This window comes from Nostoc sp. ChiVER01, from assembly GCF_034531155.1.
Taxonomy (GTDB): Bacteria; Cyanobacteriota; Cyanobacteriia; order Cyanobacteriales; family Nostocaceae; genus Nostoc.
Genome location: NZ_JAVRBS010000039.1, coordinates 14,493 through 33,485, shown reverse-complemented (window position 1 = coordinate 33,485; position 18,993 = coordinate 14,493). Strand labels below are relative to the sequence as shown.

Here is an 18,993-nt window from a genome sequence, read left to right as displayed (position 1 = left end):
TAGGAGTTAGAAGTTAATGAAAGCGTGTAATTTAAAAATCCTAACTTTTCACTCCTAACTTATTTAGATATACCTTGTTAATTGAACTCGGTAACGGTCTTTTTTTGTAACGGCGATTTCCCCAACTTCTAAACGTCCTTTAGAGCGAATGGCGATTAAGTCGCCTGATTTGACTTGAGAACTAGCTTGAGTAACTTCCTTCCAATTGACGCGCACATCACCAGCATCAATAAAATCAACCATTTTGCTGCGGGACATGCCAAAACCAGCAGATGCGATCGCATCTAACCGCAAAGAAGCCTCTACAGTAGTTAATTCTTTTTTCTTTGGTTCCCTAACCCTTAATTCACTTACCTCAATTCGCTGAGTTTTCACAGGAACCGATCGCACCTGTTTAAGATTCAATTCCAAAAATTCCACCAACTCCGGCGTAACAATTGCCTGGGCCCCCCGTTCTCCCAAGACAATAATATCTCCTGTCTTTTCACGAACAATTCCCGTTCCCAACATTGCGCCTAAAAAGTCGCGGTGAGAGGCGGTATCAAACAGGAAATTACCAGCAATTTCTACAGCTACAAGGCTAACTTGAGATTGATCTAAGGGAAGTTCTGAACGAGCGATCGCTATTCTTTGGCGTTCAGCTTGCGGATATCCGCCCCACGCAGCTAACTGCACTTCTGTTAATCGGTTAAACACCCGTTGAATTTCTGCCAATTCTGGCGGAGATAGAAAATCAGTCAAAATCACTTCCCAAGTTTTGATGGCTTGCTCTGCTTGATCAATTACACGAGCTACACTATCTCTATTTTCAACACCTTTTAAAAGTTCTTCTCTTGGCAACATTCTTAAAAATTATGAGTTATGAATTGAGAATTAAGCTGCTATAACTATCTTGATTCTAACTTTCTAAAGCGATTACTGACAGAGGCATTACTTAGCCGACGCGATCGCCTACGGCGGGTGCTTGCGCCATCGCGCTCTGTTTGGGATTTGCGTGTTCACTGGTTGTCGAGTATCAGAAGCACTAGCACTCCAGACGACTGATATCAAATCTGATGCTATTACTTTTCGCAAGTCTACTACCAAAGGCAAGCATAAAACTTGGATTGTGGATATCCCATCAGCACTAGCAGCAATCTTAAACAAATACCAATGCCGGGGTAATGCACGAGATAGCATCGTATCTCCTCAATCCCCCTATTTTTGCTCCCTGCCTTCTTTTTTTACCCATGTTCTTCACTGCTACCTACTACCATCCTACTTTTAATTTATTTCAGTCTAAAGTCCAGAACGAAGATGTCCATGCAATAATTTATCTATACGAAACATCCCCAAATAATATATCCATACTCTTGACACATTGACAAGATCAAGAGCTAATTCTCGAAGGCATTCAGGTGTTAAAATAGCATTTTCTTTGCCCAATATTGTATTTATATACTCTGTAAGATTTCCATGACAAATATTATTTCTGATTCTGACAATCTCTACATTAATCCGGTTGGCTTTTCTTGATGTAAGTTTGCTTTCAAAATCAATTTCATTGGGCAAGATAAGTGCTTGCGTAGGAAGCCCAAAATCTTTTGCCTTTGATATTAAAGGGTTGCTTAAGACTTGATAACAAGAGAGGTTAGAAATATCCTCAGACTTTTCGAGTTGGTGTATTGTTATTCTTAAAGAAGCCTCAATCCCATTTAGTATGGTTGAACACGCAGGAATATATAAATCATGTTCCAAAGCATCAATAGCTTGTACAAAAAACCAATGCATAGCAGCATCTCCACAATAGAGAATAAAAAACTGGGTCGCCTTGGTGCGTTGAAATATAGTTAGATTTTTACTGAGTATAAAATCATTATTTCTCTTTAATTTAAAGTAAAAATTCCAGAAATCATCTGGGTTATTAATTTCTCCCATTTTGTGATGGAAGTCTTGAAAATCAGTATCTTCGCAGATTAGATTTTCAATTTCATATTCTTCCTTAAAGCCATTCATCCAATAATCTTCTATTTGTTTTTTGAAAGCATTAATTTTTTTCATAAGGTGGCTTTTTTTAGATTGTTAAACAATGGTCTGTTTACTAACTGGCTTAGATTTGCCATTTTTATTTGCAAGAATAATTTATCCTTGCTCATTTCCATACCCACTAAAATGAACAATTTGTGGCTTATACTGGTTTAGCATTTGTAACAAGTCATCTGGTATAACAGCCTAAGTTGAAAACAAATCAAGAGAGCCACGAAACTCAAATACACGAATCTTTTCACTTCCCCGCTTAGTTATTGCTGACTGATGTTGAACTATAACATGGCATTTTCTCTAATCTAAAAATCTCTCATGCTTTTCTTTTGATAGTTCCAGCAACTAGAGTTTTAATTCCTATTGACCCCTGATGAATAGTACGTACAATTATACGTATGGACTAATAATTTTCTTAAATCGGCGTTGACTAAAAACGCATAACCTATGTCTATCGGGACTTTCGGCAATATCTACTCAGATGAGTTAATTACAGCCACTGAGTTGAATCGTCAGCCTGGGCGAGTTCTGGACAAAGCTTTAGAACGTCCAGTGACAATTACTCGCAACGATCAGTCTTTTGCCTTGTTGCGCCGGGAGGAAGTGACTTTTCTCGTAAAGGCAGCAACACAAAGTAAAGCTGTTGTTGAGGCATTAACTGTCGCCTTCTCTTTGTTGCTGGAAAAGGAAATCGGTTTTGAACATCCTTATGGATGGCTGAGTGTGTTTGAAGAAGATGATTTGCAACACTTTATAAACGAGCTGAGTGAGGCTTTTCGGTTGATAGATTCCTCAACTACAGCATGGGAGATAATTGACGCGATCATCCATGAATGGCATGAGAGCGCCGTAGCGATCGCTAGTCCTGAACTGGCAGATGCTTTTAGTGCCGAGACTGATGAAGTACCATTAAAGCCGCCATCTAGTCAGAGTACTGTTTGAATGAGAGTATGTCAGATAACCAACAAGAAAATCCAATAGTGGAGAATGTGGAGCCGCCATTCGTTAAACTGACGGCTCCAGCATTATCTGAGATAGAAAGCACTTGGTTGGTGGTAGCTAAAAATCGTCGGGTGAATCGGGACTGGGAAGCTTTAATGCAGCGCTACCCAGAAAACACACGTCGTTGTTACAAGGATTTATGTACTGCACCAACCGCCAGACAACCTGGGCGTGTTTTCCCTTTAAAGGGCAAACCCTACAAAGGGGCATGGGAATATGAGGTGACAAAAGGGGACAGAGTATTTTATGTTCCTGATCAAGAACAGTTGAAAGTTGTTGTCTACTACGCAGGAAAACATCCAAATCCTTCACCCACGCCGTAATTCATCCTAATAAAGATGAGTGGGCTACAAATTAAAAGTTCTTTTCGTGGAAATATTCTTAAAAATTATGAATTAGTCATTAGCCATTTATCTTTACCAATGCCTCATTCCCCTTTTTAAAACTATCTTGATTCTAACTTTAATTCCCATTCCAGCAGGTTTTCATCCTTAGCAATTTGTTGCATTTCCAGTTTTTCTAAAATGCGAATAGAGGCAACATGATCCTCTGGAGAATGAGCGATAATTCTTTTAAGTTCTGGCTGAGTAAAGGCAAAATTCACCAGTGCTTCTACTGCTTCAAAAGCAAATCCCTGCTGGCGATAAGCTGATAGCACTTCATAACCCATTTTTACAGTTCCTATGCGATCGGGTTTGCCAAGGAAACCCAAATCGCCAATTAAAGTAGAATCGGCAATGTGAATCATTAGCCATACACCCCAACCCAACTGGGAAGGATCGTCTATTAGCATCTGAGCATACATTGGGAGTGCGATTCGTTGGTTAGTGAATCACGGTAATCAGCCCGTAAATAACTAATCCAGCCCGTCAGCAGATTACTGACATTAAGGCTGAACTCTCGGTTTGATGTAGGTGAAAGCCCTACCATTCAAACTCAGAATTGACTCCTTAACTGCCCACACCGAACAAGCTCGGTTCTTGTAGAGTGAAGCTGGGAACAGGGCGCAATCAGACAGCCGTTGCGGGTTGACACTGGCGCCAACAGGGGGTTCCTACGATGAAAAAGAGCCTAGAAAAGTGACCTAGTATGGAGCAGGGCGCAACACAAAAAACCCTGACTTGACTGGAGAAATTAATTCCCGCCACATAATTCTGAAATAGTGGCAAGAGTCTAGGGAATCCAGTGGTCAAATTGGCTACATCTAACGGAACCATCAATCTCTCCGAGGGAACGAATAAAAACGATTTGTGAGTCCTGGGGCAGTCGAACCCCAAGTAGGCTAGACGAGAAGCGGAACTCTCGCAAGTCGGGTAGGACAGACCGTAATTGGTCTGAGGTGTTCAGAAAATACAAACTCTAGAAGAGAAAATGATTAGACACAGTAAACATACTAGTGAATCTTGGAAAGCCTTACCGTGGAAGAAATTCCGCCAAAATCTTTTCCGCCTTCAAAAGCGCGTATTTAAAGCTGTTCAAGTTGGAGACAAGCGGAAAGCTAGGTCACTCCAAAAGCTTATTCTAAAATCCACCTCGGCTCGATTTCTTGCAATAAGACAGGTATCTCAGCTAAACGCTGGCAAAAAGACGGCTGGTATTGATGGTAAGAAATCCCTCTCATTTGAAGAACGCTTCAACCTTGAAGAACTACTGAAAATGAATAGTGGAAATTGGAAGCATCAAGGACTACGGGAAATCCCCATCCCCAAAAAGGACGGGACTACCAGAATGCTTAAAATACCTACCATAGCGGATAGAGCTTGGCAATGCCTAGCAAAATATGCTCTGGAAGCCGCCCACGAAGCAACCTTCCACGCTAGGAGTTACGGGTTTAGAACTGGGCGCTCTGCCCACGATGCACAGAAGTACATCTATAACAACCTCAACTCGGGAGCCAACGGAATAGAAAAACGAGTAATAGAACTCGATATTGAGAAGTGCTTCGACCGGATTAACCACTCAGCAATAATGGACGAACTCATTGCACCCAAAGGCTTAAAACTCGGTATCTTCCGATGCCTTAAGCTAGGAGTGAACCCAGAATTCCCCGAACAGGGTACACCTCAAGGGGGAGTAGTGAGTCCGCTACTAGCTAACATCGCACTCAACGGGATAGAGAGTATCCACCGATACAGAGCCAACGGGCGAATCAATGAACCATCAATCCGATACGCGGATGACATGGTTATTATACTCCGACCCAAAGATAACGCAATAGAGATACTTGGAAGAATCAGCGAGTTCCTTCGCAAACGCGGAATGAATGTAAGCCAAAAGAAGACCAAAGTTACCGCCGCGACAGATGGGTTTGATTTCCTCGGCTGGCACTTTAAAGTCCAGAAGAACGGAAAGCTTAGAAGTACTCCCTCAGTGGACAACTTTAAAGCATTCCGTAAGAAAGTAAAACACATCGTCAACAACTCGAATTATGGTGCTACCACAAAGGCTGAGAAACTAGCACCGATAGTTAGAGGTTGGAGAAAGTACCATAAGTTCTGTAAGATGAACGGCTCCAGGAATTCCCTGTACCACATCCAAAAAAGAGCCTACACGGTATTCAACAAGGAAACCAAGCAAAAACCGCTACTCTAGCAAGAAACTACTAGACAAAGCATTCCCAAAGGTTTCTTACTCCGAAAACAAACACACTTCTGTCAAAGGAACTAAATCACCTTACGACGGAGACACAGCCTACTGGAGTGAACGTAATAGTAAGCTCTACGACGGCGAAACCTCTAAAGCCCTTAAGAAGCAAAACCATAAATGTGCATCCTGCGGCTTAAAGTTCATTGATGAAGAACGGATTCATCTGCATCACATCGACGGAAATCATGCCAACTGGAAGAAAAATAATCTTGAAGCAATTCATGAGAGTTGCCACGATTACAAACACATGAGCAAAAGCGCAAGCTGAGAACATCGGAAGCTGGGTGCGATGAAAGTTGCACGCCCAGATTTAACAGAGAGGTGCCCCGGGTAATACCGGGCATCGACTCTACCAAATATCCAACACCTCAGATCCATACCAATCATCAGGAACTCTTACCTCCAAAAGCCTCTCTACTTGAGGTTTATTTCTTGTCACAACGGCTTGCGCCACTTCCAAAGAACAGGGAAGTAACTCAAGTCGCTGTGTCGTGATGTGTAAATTATGATTCATTCAATACACAGTATTTGTGTCAGCATAACCTTGGATATTTTCTGGATCAAACTGACGTAATATTCGGGTTGCTTGTCGAGTGAGAGTTTCAGAACCTTGAACGGCAACTAAATATTTACCTGCATCTAAACGGTTGCGATAAGGTAAAGCATCACCACCACCTACAAGTAAACCGACTCCGCCACCGACCACTACACCACCCAGAGCACCACTAGCAGCACCCAGCAGTCCGCCAACGATGTGATTGCCAACTTCACCCGCCCAGGCAAAAGTATCTAAACCAGTAATCAGGCTGAATGTAAAACCTGCAAAAAATCCGAATGGTATCAGCCAGGTTGCCATCAGTTGCGCTTGCTTTTTGGCTTGGTCTTTAGGGTCAATTAAGCCAAACTCGTCAGCTGTTTTATATCCTTTTCCCAGGATAGTGCTGTTTATGCCTTGTTCTTCTAAAGCTAAGTAAGCAGCTTCGGCTTGAATACGGTCTGGTAATACGGCAACAAGGTAATTCATTGATTTTACAATTTGTCTAATAGAAGTTTTGCCTTAATTAACAGCGTATCAGTCCTGGTCGAATCATCTTGCATTGGTTAGAAGTTAGGAGTACAGACGCGATTAATCGCGTCTGTACAGGAGTTTGGAGAGGCTTTTATTTTTACTCCTCTAGCAGGCAAGGAGTTGGGGGTTAAGTCTGTATTAAACTCAACAGCAAAGCGCGTAGCCTGCCGCAGGCATCGCCCAAGTTAAATGTACCATCCGATTACTTTAGCGAATCTAGTGGCTCACAAAAATTGTTCACGCCTTGCTTGAGGACATAAATCAAAACTGGTGTTGCCAAAATTTTAGGAAACGTTGGCATTGCTTTTAGATGTTCCATCATCTTTTGAGGTGAACTATTAAGCAAATCTTCCCGATATTCTTGTTCGCAAATTACCACACGCCATTTTCTAGCCAAAGCATCTAACCACTCGGAATTTGCTCTTTCTGGTTGTTGTCCTGCTCGGATAGCTAGCGTCATCGCCGCATCTTCTAAATCTCCATCACAGTCTTCAATCAAATCCAGCGCTTCCATATCGCTGGGATCTTCTGCCAATTGAGAGCGAAACTGTGCAATTTCTTGAGATGTTACTTTAGTCATGAGTCTTTGACAAGGCGAGCTATCGGACACTCAGTTATGCTACATCATTTCACAAAATTGCTGTTACAAATACGTTTTTTTAGCAAAAAGCCTCATTATTCAATGTAATTATTGAATAATGAGGCTTTTAGAATTTTTAATTGAAAGATAAGTCAACAGTACTAGTTCAGGTTGGCGGAAATAAACTTACCCTTCGGGTGACGCTCGCAGGCTCGCTAACGCTGCGCTAACGGCAGTTCCTCATGAGGGGAACCCCCAAGACCGGACTGCCTCACCATTTCATTACAGCCAGAAAGCTCAAAATTAAAGCATGGGTGACTTTTGACTTTTGACTTCCCCAAAGGGGCACTAGCGTAATGCTCTGAGGGTAACAGACCGTTGTAACTGAGCTAAAGCACGGTTGTAATCCAAAATTGCTGTAACTCGATTACCTTCAGCTTGTGTGAGGTCGTTTTCAGAGTTAATGACATCAGTTTGAGTACCTACACCAGCTTGGAATCGCAAACGCGCTAAACGTAGAGCTTCTCTAGCTTGTTCTAAAGCGGTATTAGCGGTTTGAACATTCGCCAAACTAGATTGCTGGGTAGAATAGGCTTGTTCTACCTGAAAACGAATTTGGTTGCGCTGTTCGGCAAATTGAGTTTCTGCGATCGCAATATTAGCTCTAGACTGAGCTGCCCTTGCTCTTGCGGCTCCTCCATCAAACACATTTAGGGTTGCCCTAACTCCGAATGAATAACCATCAGTAATACTGGCATTATCATTGAACTGATCTAGTAGATCGTAAGTACCTACCAAGCTAATTTGAGGGCCTAGCTCCGCAAGGGCTTGCCTACGCTGTTGCTCATAAGTATTGCGTTGTGCTAGCTGCTGTTGCAATTCTGGACGATTTTGATAAGCCAGCACAATACTTTGTTCTAGCGTTGGGTTCCAAAGACCAGCTAACTGTACAGGATCGGCTGCACTGATATTTACCGCCTGCGGTAAACTTATCCGAGTTGCTAATTGACGACGGGCTATTGCCTGCTGCGATCTAGCATTAGTCAAATTTTGTTGGGCATTTGCTAAATTCACCTGCGATCGCAACACATCAAATCGCGTACCAACCCCAGCTCGCTCTAAAGCTTCTGCATCACGCAAACTAGCCTCAGAGTTCACCACAGCAGACTGGCTAATGCGTACTTGTTCATCCGCTTGTTGCAGATTGTAGTAGTCAGTGGCAACATTCAGACGGATTGTCTCAGACTGAGTTTCTACAGCAAACTCATAGTAACGTAACTGTTCTTCAGCCGCTCTGATATTAGCTTGTACTCTCCCAGAAGTATAAATGTTATATGAAAGTTGTGCTTGACCAGAAAAAGATGTACTGGGTTTATCTTGCTGAACGGCGAACGGATTTTGCCCGTTTAATTCGTCTTGAAGCTGACCACTAGCAGACTGACTACGAGTAATATCCGTGCTAACTCCCAGAGTGGGTAATAAAGCAGCTTGCGCCTCGCGTAGAACCGCTCGATTGCGTTCTAGCTCTAATAAAGACACCTGTAAATCCCGATTATTGCGCCGTGCTAGCTCCAAAGCCTGTGCCAAAGTAATTGGCTGATTTGCCTGAAGTCTCACTTCCTCCGGTTTGGTGGGAAATTGCAGGGGATTTGAGCTAGGAATCAGGTTCTGTGGAATTTGCACCGGCCCTGACGGCGCAGGAGTTATGGTTCTCGGTACTGTGGAAGGTTGCACCGAACCCCCTGGCGTAGGAATCACGGTTTCCGGCACTGTGGAAGGTTGCACTGAACCCTCTGGCGCAGGAGTTACGGTTTGCGGTGCATTGGGAGTTGGCGTCGAATCTGTTGGAATTGGGGCATTACTCTGAGCAATGCGTAAGCCAGCAGCATTTTGTTGTGAGCAGGTATTTGAAATCACTAGCAAAGCAGCTGATTTGCTTTTTTCTAACTCCTGTGGACATTGTTGCGCTGACAACAGTTTTGCTGACCCTACACCTGTAGCTGAAGTTTGTAAAAATGTCTGCGACTGAGTAACAGTATTTATCTTTTGAACCACTGGCTGCTGTGCAGAAGACAGGGACAAAATTTCTTTTTGGACAGAAAAGGGTTTTGAAGTGTAGTTGGGAACTACTATGCTCTTTGATTCCTGCCCATAAGCCCTTGAATTACTGTTTTTTTGGTTATTTTGAGCATAACGGCTGACAGCAAGCCGTTGAGAAGCATTAGAGGTAGGTGTCAAACTTAAAAATCTACCTTTATCTTTCTTAAGTACTTGTTTTATTGGCACAACAGTATTTTCAGCCGTAAACACTGGAATACTGTTATTACTTAAAGGCTTCATACTAAGTTTAGTGAAACCGAAAGCAGGTACTAGGGTTGGAACACTAACATTTGCACCGTAATGCAGTTGCGTATTCACAATGCCCCCAACTAAGTCTTGACCATAAGTAGAAGTCAAAACACTAGGAGAAGAGGCCAGCTGTACCCCAGTTAGTTTTACAGTACCAGCCCAAGTTGGCTGAGTTGTTAAGACTGCTGCTGTCACACCAGGCAATAAGCTATGGAATAATTGCTGTCCTTTCACCGCATCCCTCACACGAAAATCAATCTAGCGGCAGAAAACCTTTCTTCACCACAGAATATAGCACGATACTAAATTTAGGAGAGAATATACTACGATACTAAATTTAGGGTTCGGAACTCTGTTTGTCTTCAAAACGTCTAACAATGCGAGAAAGTTCCGCCTTTTCATCGATACTAACGCGAGTAGGAGCACCGCTAATAATCCGTTCGTAGTTTCGGAAAGAATCTTTGATATCGGGCCCGTCAGCAGTGATATTATACTCACGAATGCCCTTATCATGCCAAGAGCCTCTCATTTTAAATACGTTAATCGCCCGCGACATTTCTCCACGAATTTCTACGTACTGTAGCATCAAAATTGTATCGGTAATCGTGGAAATATGAGAGTCAGTAATGGAATGCGCTCCCAGGAATTGATCAGTTGTGTTGGTAAAGAAACCAGTAATTTCTTCTTGTTTAGCATAACCCGTCACACCAATTACAAACTGCCGAAATGCATTATTGCTGACTCCTCTGGCTAAAGCTGATAAAGAGTCAATAGCAATTCGGGCTGGTTTAAATACAGCAATTTCTGATTTTATAATTTGTAAGTGATCTTCTAAACCAGTTGACTCGGGATAGGTACAAATTATTTTGAGTAAACCTTGATCTTCTAATTCTTCAAAATCAATTCCCCAAGAGGAAGCATTACGAGATAGTTGGGCGCGTGATTCTTCGTAAGCAAATAATATTGCTTGTTCTCCATTCAGGCAGCCATCTTGAATAAACTTACTTACTAACAGGGTTTTACCAGTCCCTGTGGCTCCTGTTGCCAAAATAATCGAATCTTTAAAGAAACCACCACCGCACATTTCATCTAAGGTTTTTACACCAGAAGATACCCTGATATTAGAAGATCGTTGAGTTAAGCGCATTGCTCCCAGTGGGAAGATGTTAACTCCTTCATTAGTAATCGTGAAGGGATACTCGCCTTTCATGTGAGTTGTACCGCGCAACTTGAGAATTTCAGTTGTGCGACGGCGGCGTTCTCCTTCTAAAACGTTGCGAACAATTACTACATTATCGGAAACAAATTCTTCTACTCCAAAAGAGGCGACAGGGCCATATTCTTCACTACGTTCAGTTGTAATAATAGTGGTGACATTGAGTAGTTTAAGACGAGCTACTAGGCGGAAAATCTCACGCCGGACTACTCCCATTGCTTCATACTGCTGAAATACTGCTGTTATTGAGTCGATTGAAACTCGTTTAGCTTTGTATTTGCGAATCGCATATTGCAATCGCTCAATTAGTGCAGACAGGTCAAAATTCCCAACGATATCTTGCCCTTCAGGATCGGGAGATGCATCGAGAATAAACAACTTACCTTCTTCAATTAGGCGTGGCAGGTTCCACCCAAAAACATGAGCATTTTTAATAATATCACTGGGTGATTCTTCAAAAGTAACAAATACTCCTGGTTCGTCAAAGTAGGTAATGCCGTTATAGAGAAACTGAAGAGAGAATAAAGTTTTGCCTGTACCGGAAGTGCCACTAATCAAGGTAGTTCTACCAATTGGTAAACCACCATGACTAATATCGTCAAACCCTTCGATCATCGTGCGAATTTTTTCTACACCCCCAATTTTTGGTGTGTTTTTTGGTTTTACTTGCTCGGTTTCACTCATTGCTTGATAACAAAAGGGTATTAAAAACTGTTTTTTATAAAAAGAATTCAGAACTCAGAAGTCAGAATTCAGTATGAATTTGGTTTATACGATTGGGTGATACCGCGTTCCTTGCGCGTCTCGTAGACAGCATCTGTAAGTACTTTTGTCCAATAATGACGAAACTAGTATTAAATATTCTCGCCTTAAAACTCTATCTTTTTATAGGTAGAAAATTCTGTATTCTGTATTCTGTATTCTGGCTCCTTCATTAATTTTCCTCTTCAAAATCTCCTTCACTCAGTTCTTCATAGAGCAAATCTAATCCAATCAATACTCTCTCCCTATCTGAAAGATCCCCGATAATTTTGCGAACGGGTGGAGGCAAAATTTTAGATAATGTTGGCGTCGCCAATATTTTATCTTCTTCTGCCAGTTGCGGGCTTTTAAGTACATCGATCACTTTTAAAGCATAAACCCCTTTAAACTCCTGCTCTAAAATATTTTTGAGTGTTTTTAATGCCCGGACTGAATTAGGGGTATTCCCCGCTACGTAAAGTTTGAGAACGTAGGTTTTTCTGGCTTTATCCATATACATGCAAGCTAGTCATGAAAATATAAATAGAATATTTGTTTACACATTGTGGGTGGTTAACAGAGGTAGCTTGTGCTAAGTTCAACATTGATAACTTTAATTTATCTAGAAATCGAACTTCTGTAGAGTTCGCATAGGTGAGCCAGGATATCTATCAACGTTAGACGATAATCAAGTAATGCTTCGTTGCTCCTTCCTTCTAATTTTAGCTGGTTAGAAAATTCTTCAATTATCTCCATGTGAATTTCAATGATTTGGGGCACAGGAATATTCGCATAAAATATAGTATTGATAAATTTATCAATTTTTTCTTTGAGCGTTTTATCTGTGGTAAAATAGGTTATAAGAATCAAGCTGTAATCTGATTTAAGGTGTTTTAATAATCCTTGTCTTTCTGCTGGAGTCATCTCCTGGAAAAGCTGTTGGCTTTTTTGGATGTGACTGGCAAATACATAGATATATTTGTCTGTGTATGCTTGATTTAAATTTTGTTGCAGCAAATTGGGTAAATAGTTAATTTTTCCAGAGGTAGTTGCAACAAGGGGTAAATAGCAAAATTGGGCAATAATCGTGTCAATAACTTTCCACAGCCATCGGTTCCAACCTTTTTGGTTGTGTAGATCAACTAGATTATCTAAACATTTCTTAACATCAGGTTGCAGAATCAATATCGGTAATAACATTTATTCTTAAATCTATCTCCTCGATCGCCATGACCAAGAAACGTGGGCTGAGAAATTTGGCTAACGCTTCTAAGGGAATACTAGGTGTGCAGTAAACTGGTGATTCCACCCCAAAACAACGCTTTATGTTAACAGGTAGTGCTAATAAAGCGTGGCGTAAATCAAGCTACCATTATAAAACTTACAAAAGCCTTGATATACAAAAATTTTGACTTTTGCCTTTTGACTTCCGCCTTCCGCCTTGCGACCCCTAGCCACTCAACAACTTAGTGCAGCAACTGAGTAATTAGACTTAGTAGGTCTTTGATGATGAGGTATTTGTCGGCATAGCAAGACACAGTAGTTAATCTATTATTTGCATATTTATGTATATAAATAGATAGATTTTTTGATTTTTCTCCTTGATAAGATACTTAAACGAACTTAAAGGATTGTCCCATTCTAAATCATTATAATTCCTCAAGGTTCTAAAGCGATTCTTTGGGGCCATAATTGTTTTAGCTGTCGCTATCGATGAGGAGTTTAAATACCAGTAAGACACTGGGGAGGCTAGTTGCTAAAACTTAGAAACGTCGCCTCTTGGAAAAATATAAAGGACGCAAAAGTGTCCGTGAGGGTAAATCCCGTTTTTTTAATGGCGTTGAAATAACCAGAGTTGCTTATATGAGTCTTCTTAGAGGATATGGCTTCAGGCGAAAACACCATCAAGATTTGGCAGATGGAAATGCCGGAGGGTTCCACAGGAAGAATGACCCCAAAAGCCCTATGTTAATGCTAGATTACCCGCTTTATGACTTTCAGGCAACCGTACCTAGCTGCCCTCAAACAAGTTCTCTAGCAGTGGTGTTAGAGATTTTTGAGCAAGAGCAGTGCGATCGCTTGGTAGTAGTGAATCAACAGCAATCCCCCATCGGATTGCTGTATTCTGCCCGTTTAATCCAAAAATTATTAGTACATAGTGACGATAAAAATCTAAATTTACACCAATCACTCTCTATTTGGGGTCAAGGTTTAATTGAGCCAATACAGACAATATCAGCTTCTGAGCGTGTAGAGCAATTAGGCTTGCACTTGAGTTATGCCCAAGCCGAAAAGCAGAAGTTGGATTGGGCGCTGATTGACTCTGATGGTCAATATTTGGGGCTGCTGGATAGTTCCCGCCTGTTGCGATCGCTCGCTAAGGAACGCATGGCTGGATTACAAAGTTCAGGCATCGAAAGGGCGTCTAGTGAGCAGCCGCCAAATCAACCCAAGTCATTTGGACACCAGCCACTGGTACAGTTACTAGAAAGACTGCCTTGGCCTTTGATGTTGCAAACGGGTACTGGCGAGGTGGTAGCACGAAATCCCGCCTGGTGGGAGCAATTAGGAGCCTTGAAAGATCCAGAAGGAGTTAGGCAACAGGTGGAGGCAATACTTGTCCCTAACCACTCCGAAAAACCAGAATATGCCACCCAAAGAGCCATCAAGGTTTATCCCAATGGTAGGGAGAATGAGCATGGTGGTGAAGAAGAACTAACCCAGCAAGAAGCATCACCAGATCCTGTATACAGTCGCTGCTATTTAGATAGTCAAGTAGGGACTTGTACTTGCGTTGTCGAAGTGCAAAATGGTCAAGAGCGAATCTGGCAGTTTGCCAAAATTCCTTTAGATAGTCCTGAGTTTCAAGTCATGAGTGCTGAAGCTGAGGTTGCACTGGGCGAGGATTTGTGGTTATTTTTAGCTACTGATGTGACTGAGCAGCAACAGCTTTGCAAAGAACTGGCTGCAAAGAATGCCGATTTAATTCAACTAAATCGGTTGAAAGATGAATTTTTAGCTTGTATTAGTCATGAACTCAAAACTCCCCTAACAGCCGTTTTAGGATTATCGCGGTTGCTGGTGGATCAGCAGTTGGGAGAACTTAACGAGCGTCAAGCCCGTTATGCGGGGCTGATTCATCAAAGCGGACGCCATCTGATGAGCGTGGTTAATGACATTTTAGATTTGACCCGGATGGAAACGGGACAAATGGATTTGACGCTAACTCCAGTGAAAATTCAGGCAGTGTGCGATCGCGCTTTATCAGATGCTAAAGCCATGCACACTCAAACTACCAAAACGACATCAGCCTCACCAACTCAAAACGCCCGTTCATCTGCTCCCCAATTTTGCCTTTCCATTGAACTAGGTTTAGACCAGATAGTGGCAGATGAATTGCGCTTGCGCCAGATGCTAGTACACCTACTTTCCAACGCCTTTAAATTCACCGAATTATCTGGCGAAATTGGGCTACGGGTGAGTCGTTGGGAAGGCTGGATTGCCTTTACCGTTTGGGATACAGGCATTGGCATTCCTGAACACCAGCAACACTTAATCTTTCAAAAATTCCAACAACTAGAAAATCCCCTGACTCGCCAATTTGAAGGCACTGGTTTGGGGCTGGTATTAACCCGGGCCCTGGCTCGTCTCCACGGCGGAGATGTCAGTTTCTTATCGCGTGAAGGAAAAGGTAGCCAGTTTACACTACTTCTGCCGCCCAGTCCCCCGAAAACAGGCTTTTCGGAACCAGATATGGAAATCAAAGAAGAGGAAGAAACACGACACCAATCGACACGGGAAAACTCCGCAGCCGTTGAGCATGTTATTACTTTCACACAGCATCATCCGGCTAGTTCGCAACGGTTGGTTTTGGTAGTCGAGGCAGTAGCGCGATATATTGAAGACTTGACCGAACAACTTAAAGGTTTAGGATATCGGGTAGTAATTGCGCGATCGGGAACAGAAGCAGTTGAAAAAGCTCGGCGCTTGCAACCAATCGCCATATTTTTGAACCCGTTGCTACCCTTGCTATCAGGTTGGGATGTGCTGACTTTACTAAAATCTGACACCGCAACCCGTCATATTTCTGTAATTGTGACAGCGACGGCAGCCGAAAAGGAGCAAGCATTTGCTAACCGAGCCGATGGTTTCTTAAGCTTGCCAGTAGAGAATCACCTTTTAGCACCAGTTCTCGAAAAATTATGTACTTCACCAGCAGTTTTGCCGCAAGGGTCAAACAACAGCGCAATTGTCCCCACTAAAACCCCACTGCGAATTCTCCGGTTGGTGAATCCCCAACTGGAATCGGTCAATCCCCACCCCTCACTTCGAGAACACCGAGTGATTGAAGTAGATGACCTAGATCAAGCAGAACTTCTGGCGCGGGTATGGCAGTTTGATGTCATTTTGCTAGATGTCGAAAGTACCACCGCCCAAATTTATCTACAACAACTAATTCAACACCCACGTCTGGCGGCTATCCCACTAGTTACTTGCGATGTCGCAACTACTCTAATAGCTTCTAAAATCCCAGAATTATCTGTATTTCCTTACTTAACACCATTTGCTAGGGACAACAATAGTCGCACCGAAAACACAGATGCCTTACTATCAGTATTGGAAATTGCTTCTGGGATTTGCTGTCCTCCTAACATCTTGGTAGTGGATTTGACAATGCTGCGTGATTTACCACAGGTAAGACGCAAGCAAGTTAAGGGTTCTCGGACAGCAAAAAATTGCTCAATTAGCAGTGAAACTGCACAACGGGGGTCTGAGTGGTTCCAAGCTTTAATTCAGTACTTACAAACAGCAGGCTTCAAAGCGGCGATGAGTCCCTGCTGGGCAGAAGTATTACAACAAATTCGCCACCAAAGCGTTGACTTACTGCTAATTTGTTTAGGAGAATCCACAATCCACAAAGACGTGCTAAAAGCACTGAAAACATTGGGGGATTCGCCCGATAAATTACCACCAATTTTAGTGCTGAATCAGCGATTAAATCACCCAGAAATCAGTTTCCAGTCTGGGGTAGCTGATAAGGAAATTGACAAGCAGAAGAAGAATAGTTTGGAATCGATAGAAACTGTTGTTGGTGCGATCGCTACTCAAATATTACCGCGATCAATATCAATGGAAGACCTATTAAACCAGATTAATCATGCTTTAGCTGTCAATGGTTACAATGACAAATGTTGATAAAGTCATTAGTCATTAGTCATTGGTAATTTATTCTCAAAGGACAAATAACCAATGATTAATGACAATTTATGAAATATCCATTTTTTCACTTTTCTTTTTCTTAAAAGGAACTCGAACCAAGTTATAAGCACCCTTGGTTGATAAATTTTTGTAATCATCTGGCTGTAAGTCCATTTGTAAAAACTTTTTCTGTTCAGCCAACAGCAGCACTGAGGCAGGTTTTAGTCCTTTGGCAGCCTGGTTTTTGATATGCTCGATAGCCTCTTGGGGAGATCCTAAATAATTTACATGAATGTGGCTATAAAATACTACACTAGGCTTTTTGAAGCCAAGCATGATCAATTCTTCATTTGGTTGTTTTGCTTCTAGAATGACAGCAGACAACTCCCTTAAGGGTAATTGACGTTCTCGATCAATAAAGAACGAAGCAGGTGTTAAGACAAAAATTAAAAACGCCACAAACCCTATTAAATTAATACCGATAACCTGTTTCCATTGCCGACTTAGTAATAAACCCGCAACTAAAACGGCACAAACTAGCCATATTACCCCGGCTATCACTGGTAAACCAGTTCGTTGAATTTGTTCGTGGAAGTTGCTTATAGCTGGATCAGTACCTAATATGTGGGTTATGTTAAACAGTGCTGTAGCCAGAACTGATAAAAACACTACATTTACCCAACCACTCACTCGCAGAAAAGAGGGGGAGATGGGAGGAGTGGGAGAAGAAGAAACAGGAATTGTTTGCCTAGCTTCAGTATTCTGTAAGAAGTCACTCCACAACAGGGCTACTAGAATGGCTGCTGCTGGCATTAAAGGCAACACGTAGCTAGGGAGTTTGGTAACAGCAACGGTGAAAAAACCAAAAATGGTAGCAAACCAGAACCAAGCGAACAAACCAAACTGCTGAAAACGTTCAAGGGATCGCCAGTGCGATCGCTGCCAAAACTTTAATCTTACTATAGAGAGTGGTAAATACACTGAGTAGGGCGCAAAACCCAGCAGTACCACTAAAAAGTAAAAATACCAAGGTGCTGAGTGACCATTAACGACTTCTGTAAAGCGTTCTAGGTTGTGATAACCAAAAAAGGCATTAATATAATTCCAGCCATTGCGCCAAATTACTAAAGCATACCAGGGCACTGATAAACCTAAAATTATCAATACACCCACGAGAAGGCGCATTTCCCGCAACACCTCTCGAAATTTTCCTACATAAAGCAAAAATACGGTAACAATTAGCCCTGGTACAACAATTCCCACTGGCCCTTTAGTCAAAATTGCGCCAGCAATTAGCACATAAAAAGCTAAGTACCACTTATTAGGGAATAGAGCATTGGTTATTCTTTCTCCCCCTGCTCCCCCTGCTCCCTCATCTCCCTTCCCTGCGTACCCTAGAAAGAAACATAACAAAGCTGATGCCATACATCCGGTGAGCAGCATATCAGAGACACCGGTTCTCGCCCAAATAATAGTTTCGGGATTGAGTGCCATGAGGGCTGCTGCTATAAAAGATGTGAAGTAGCGGCGAGTAGGACGTGAAACTTGCTCTAATTCGTCTTGTTTAGCGAAGTACCACTGTATAGTGTAAAAAGCTAAACAAACTAAGGCGAAGGCTGCGATCGCAGAAGGGAGGCGTACTGCCCACTCATTCACCCCTATAATTGCATAGGCGATCGCCTGACACCAGTAAATTAAAGCAGGTTTATCGAAACGAGTGTCACCATTGAAAAATGGGGTAATCCAATCACCTGTGACGAACATCTGGCGGGAAGCTTCGGCAAACAAAGGCTCTGTCTCATCAATCAAACCAATACTGCCCAAGTTCCACCCAAAAGCTATCCAGCCAATCAATATCAACCACAAAATCGACACAGTTATACTTTGGGCTGGATTCTTTGCTATTTTGTTGAACCACTGATCAACATTGTGCTTAACACTCAACTTCATGTTCATTAGTCAATAGTCAACAATCACTACTCAATAGTCGTTGATTATCTATATTTTGTTCTTCGGAGTTTTGAATTCAACAATATTACACTTTTTCCTGTTCAGTAACGCCAGTTGTTCTAAGTCGCCAAAGAAACTTCTCCAACCCACTACTAGTCTGTCAAATACATTTTGACGGATATAAAGACATTTGAGAAACAGAAAAAACTCTTTCCCATTCCC

16 protein-coding genes and 1 pseudogene are annotated in these 18,993 nt (G+C 42.1%); 4 read left to right on the top strand and 13 right to left on the bottom strand.

Going from position 1 to position 18,993, the window contains the following annotated elements; translation table 11 throughout:
* Window positions 1-63: 63 nt before the first annotated feature.
* The 3 genes from RMY00_RS32495 to RMY00_RS32485 all read right to left on the bottom strand — a co-directional run bounded on the left by RMY00_RS32495 (window position 64) and on the right by RMY00_RS32485 (window position 2,040).
* The gene (locus tag RMY00_RS32495) at window positions 64-843 is read right to left on the bottom strand and encodes a photosystem II S4 domain protein (RefSeq protein WP_322651486.1); all 780 of its coding nucleotides are present in this window, start codon (window positions 841-843) and stop codon (window positions 64-66) included.
* Between the two features lie 108 nt (window positions 844-951).
* Window positions 952-1,179: a hypothetical protein gene (locus RMY00_RS32490; protein ID WP_322651485.1), complete on the bottom strand. Its 228-nt coding sequence runs from the start codon at window positions 1,177-1,179 to the stop codon at window positions 952-954.
* Between the two features lie 99 nt (window positions 1,180-1,278).
* Window positions 1,279-2,040: a hypothetical protein gene (locus tag RMY00_RS32485; RefSeq protein WP_322651484.1), complete on the bottom strand. Its 762-nt coding sequence runs from the start codon at window positions 2,038-2,040 to the stop codon at window positions 1,279-1,281.
* 426 nt (window positions 2,041-2,466) lie between these two features.
* Between RMY00_RS32485 and RMY00_RS32480 the strand changes: the two genes are divergently transcribed.
* Entirely contained in the window at window positions 2,467-2,961 is a 495-nt protein-coding gene (locus RMY00_RS32480; protein WP_322651483.1) for a hypothetical protein, read from the top strand.
* An 8-nt stretch (window positions 2,962-2,969) separates the two neighbouring features.
* Window positions 2,970-3,344 (top strand): hypothetical protein, encoded by a 375-nt coding sequence (locus tag RMY00_RS32475; protein ID WP_322651482.1) that lies wholly within the window; start codon window positions 2,970-2,972, stop codon window positions 3,342-3,344.
* Window positions 3,345-3,466: 122 nt separating this feature from the next.
* Here the strand turns inward: RMY00_RS32475 and RMY00_RS32470 are convergent, their stop codons facing one another.
* Window positions 3,467-3,814, bottom strand: a complete 348-nt coding sequence (locus RMY00_RS32470; RefSeq protein ID WP_322651481.1) for a GNAT family N-acetyltransferase — start codon at window positions 3,812-3,814, stop codon at window positions 3,467-3,469.
* A gap of 578 nt (window positions 3,815-4,392) precedes the next feature.
* On the opposite strand from RMY00_RS32470, the pseudogene RMY00_RS32465 reads away from it, so the two are divergent.
* Window positions 4,393-5,935: pseudogene (locus tag RMY00_RS32465) on the top strand (group II intron reverse transcriptase/maturase).
* An 81-nt stretch (window positions 5,936-6,016) separates the two neighbouring features.
* Here the strand turns inward: RMY00_RS32465 and RMY00_RS32460 are convergent.
* The 8 genes from RMY00_RS32460 to RMY00_RS32425 all read right to left on the bottom strand — a co-directional run bounded on the left by RMY00_RS32460 (window position 6,017) and on the right by RMY00_RS32425 (window position 12,931).
* Complete coding sequence (locus tag RMY00_RS32460; RefSeq protein WP_322651480.1) at window positions 6,017-6,181, bottom strand: hypothetical protein; 165 nt, start codon at window positions 6,179-6,181, stop codon at window positions 6,017-6,019.
* Window positions 6,182-6,691, bottom strand: a complete 510-nt coding sequence (locus RMY00_RS32455) for a hypothetical protein (protein ID WP_322651479.1) — start codon at window positions 6,689-6,691, stop codon at window positions 6,182-6,184.
* Window positions 6,692-6,938: 247 nt separating this feature from the next.
* Window positions 6,939-7,316, bottom strand: coding sequence for a hypothetical protein (locus RMY00_RS32450; protein WP_322651478.1), 378 nt, complete (start codon window positions 7,314-7,316; stop codon window positions 6,939-6,941).
* Window positions 7,317-7,664: 348 nt separating this feature from the next.
* Window positions 7,665-9,899: a TolC family protein gene (locus tag RMY00_RS32445; protein WP_322651477.1), complete on the bottom strand. Its 2,235-nt coding sequence runs from the start codon at window positions 9,897-9,899 to the stop codon at window positions 7,665-7,667.
* Between the two features lie 103 nt (window positions 9,900-10,002).
* Window positions 10,003-11,565, bottom strand: a complete 1,563-nt coding sequence (kaiC, locus tag RMY00_RS32440; protein ID WP_322651476.1) for a circadian clock protein KaiC — start codon at window positions 11,563-11,565, stop codon at window positions 10,003-10,005.
* A 250-nt stretch (window positions 11,566-11,815) separates the two neighbouring features.
* Window positions 11,816-12,136, bottom strand: a complete 321-nt coding sequence (gene kaiB, locus RMY00_RS32435; protein WP_322651475.1) for a circadian clock protein KaiB — start codon at window positions 12,134-12,136, stop codon at window positions 11,816-11,818.
* A 104-nt stretch (window positions 12,137-12,240) separates the two neighbouring features.
* Complete coding sequence (locus RMY00_RS32430) at window positions 12,241-12,822, bottom strand: KaiA family protein (RefSeq protein WP_322651474.1); 582 nt, start codon at window positions 12,820-12,822, stop codon at window positions 12,241-12,243.
* On the bottom strand, window positions 12,791-12,931 hold the full coding sequence (locus RMY00_RS32425; RefSeq protein ID WP_322651473.1) for a hypothetical protein: 141 nt from the start codon (window positions 12,929-12,931) through the stop codon (window positions 12,791-12,793). Before RMY00_RS32425 ends, RMY00_RS32430 begins: the two co-directional genes overlap by 32 nt.
* Window positions 12,932-13,485: 554 nt before the next feature.
* Between RMY00_RS32425 and RMY00_RS32420 the strand changes: the two genes are divergently transcribed.
* Window positions 13,486-16,818 (top strand): ATP-binding protein, encoded by a 3,333-nt coding sequence (locus RMY00_RS32420; protein WP_416212121.1) that lies wholly within the window; start codon window positions 13,486-13,488, stop codon window positions 16,816-16,818.
* Between the two features lie 69 nt (window positions 16,819-16,887).
* Here the strand turns inward: RMY00_RS32420 and RMY00_RS32415 are convergent, their stop codons facing one another.
* The gene (locus tag RMY00_RS32415; protein ID WP_322651472.1) at window positions 16,888-18,777 is read right to left on the bottom strand and encodes a glycosyltransferase family 39 protein; all 1,890 of its coding nucleotides are present in this window, start codon (window positions 18,775-18,777) and stop codon (window positions 16,888-16,890) included.
* Between the last annotated feature and the right edge of the window lie 216 nt (window positions 18,778-18,993).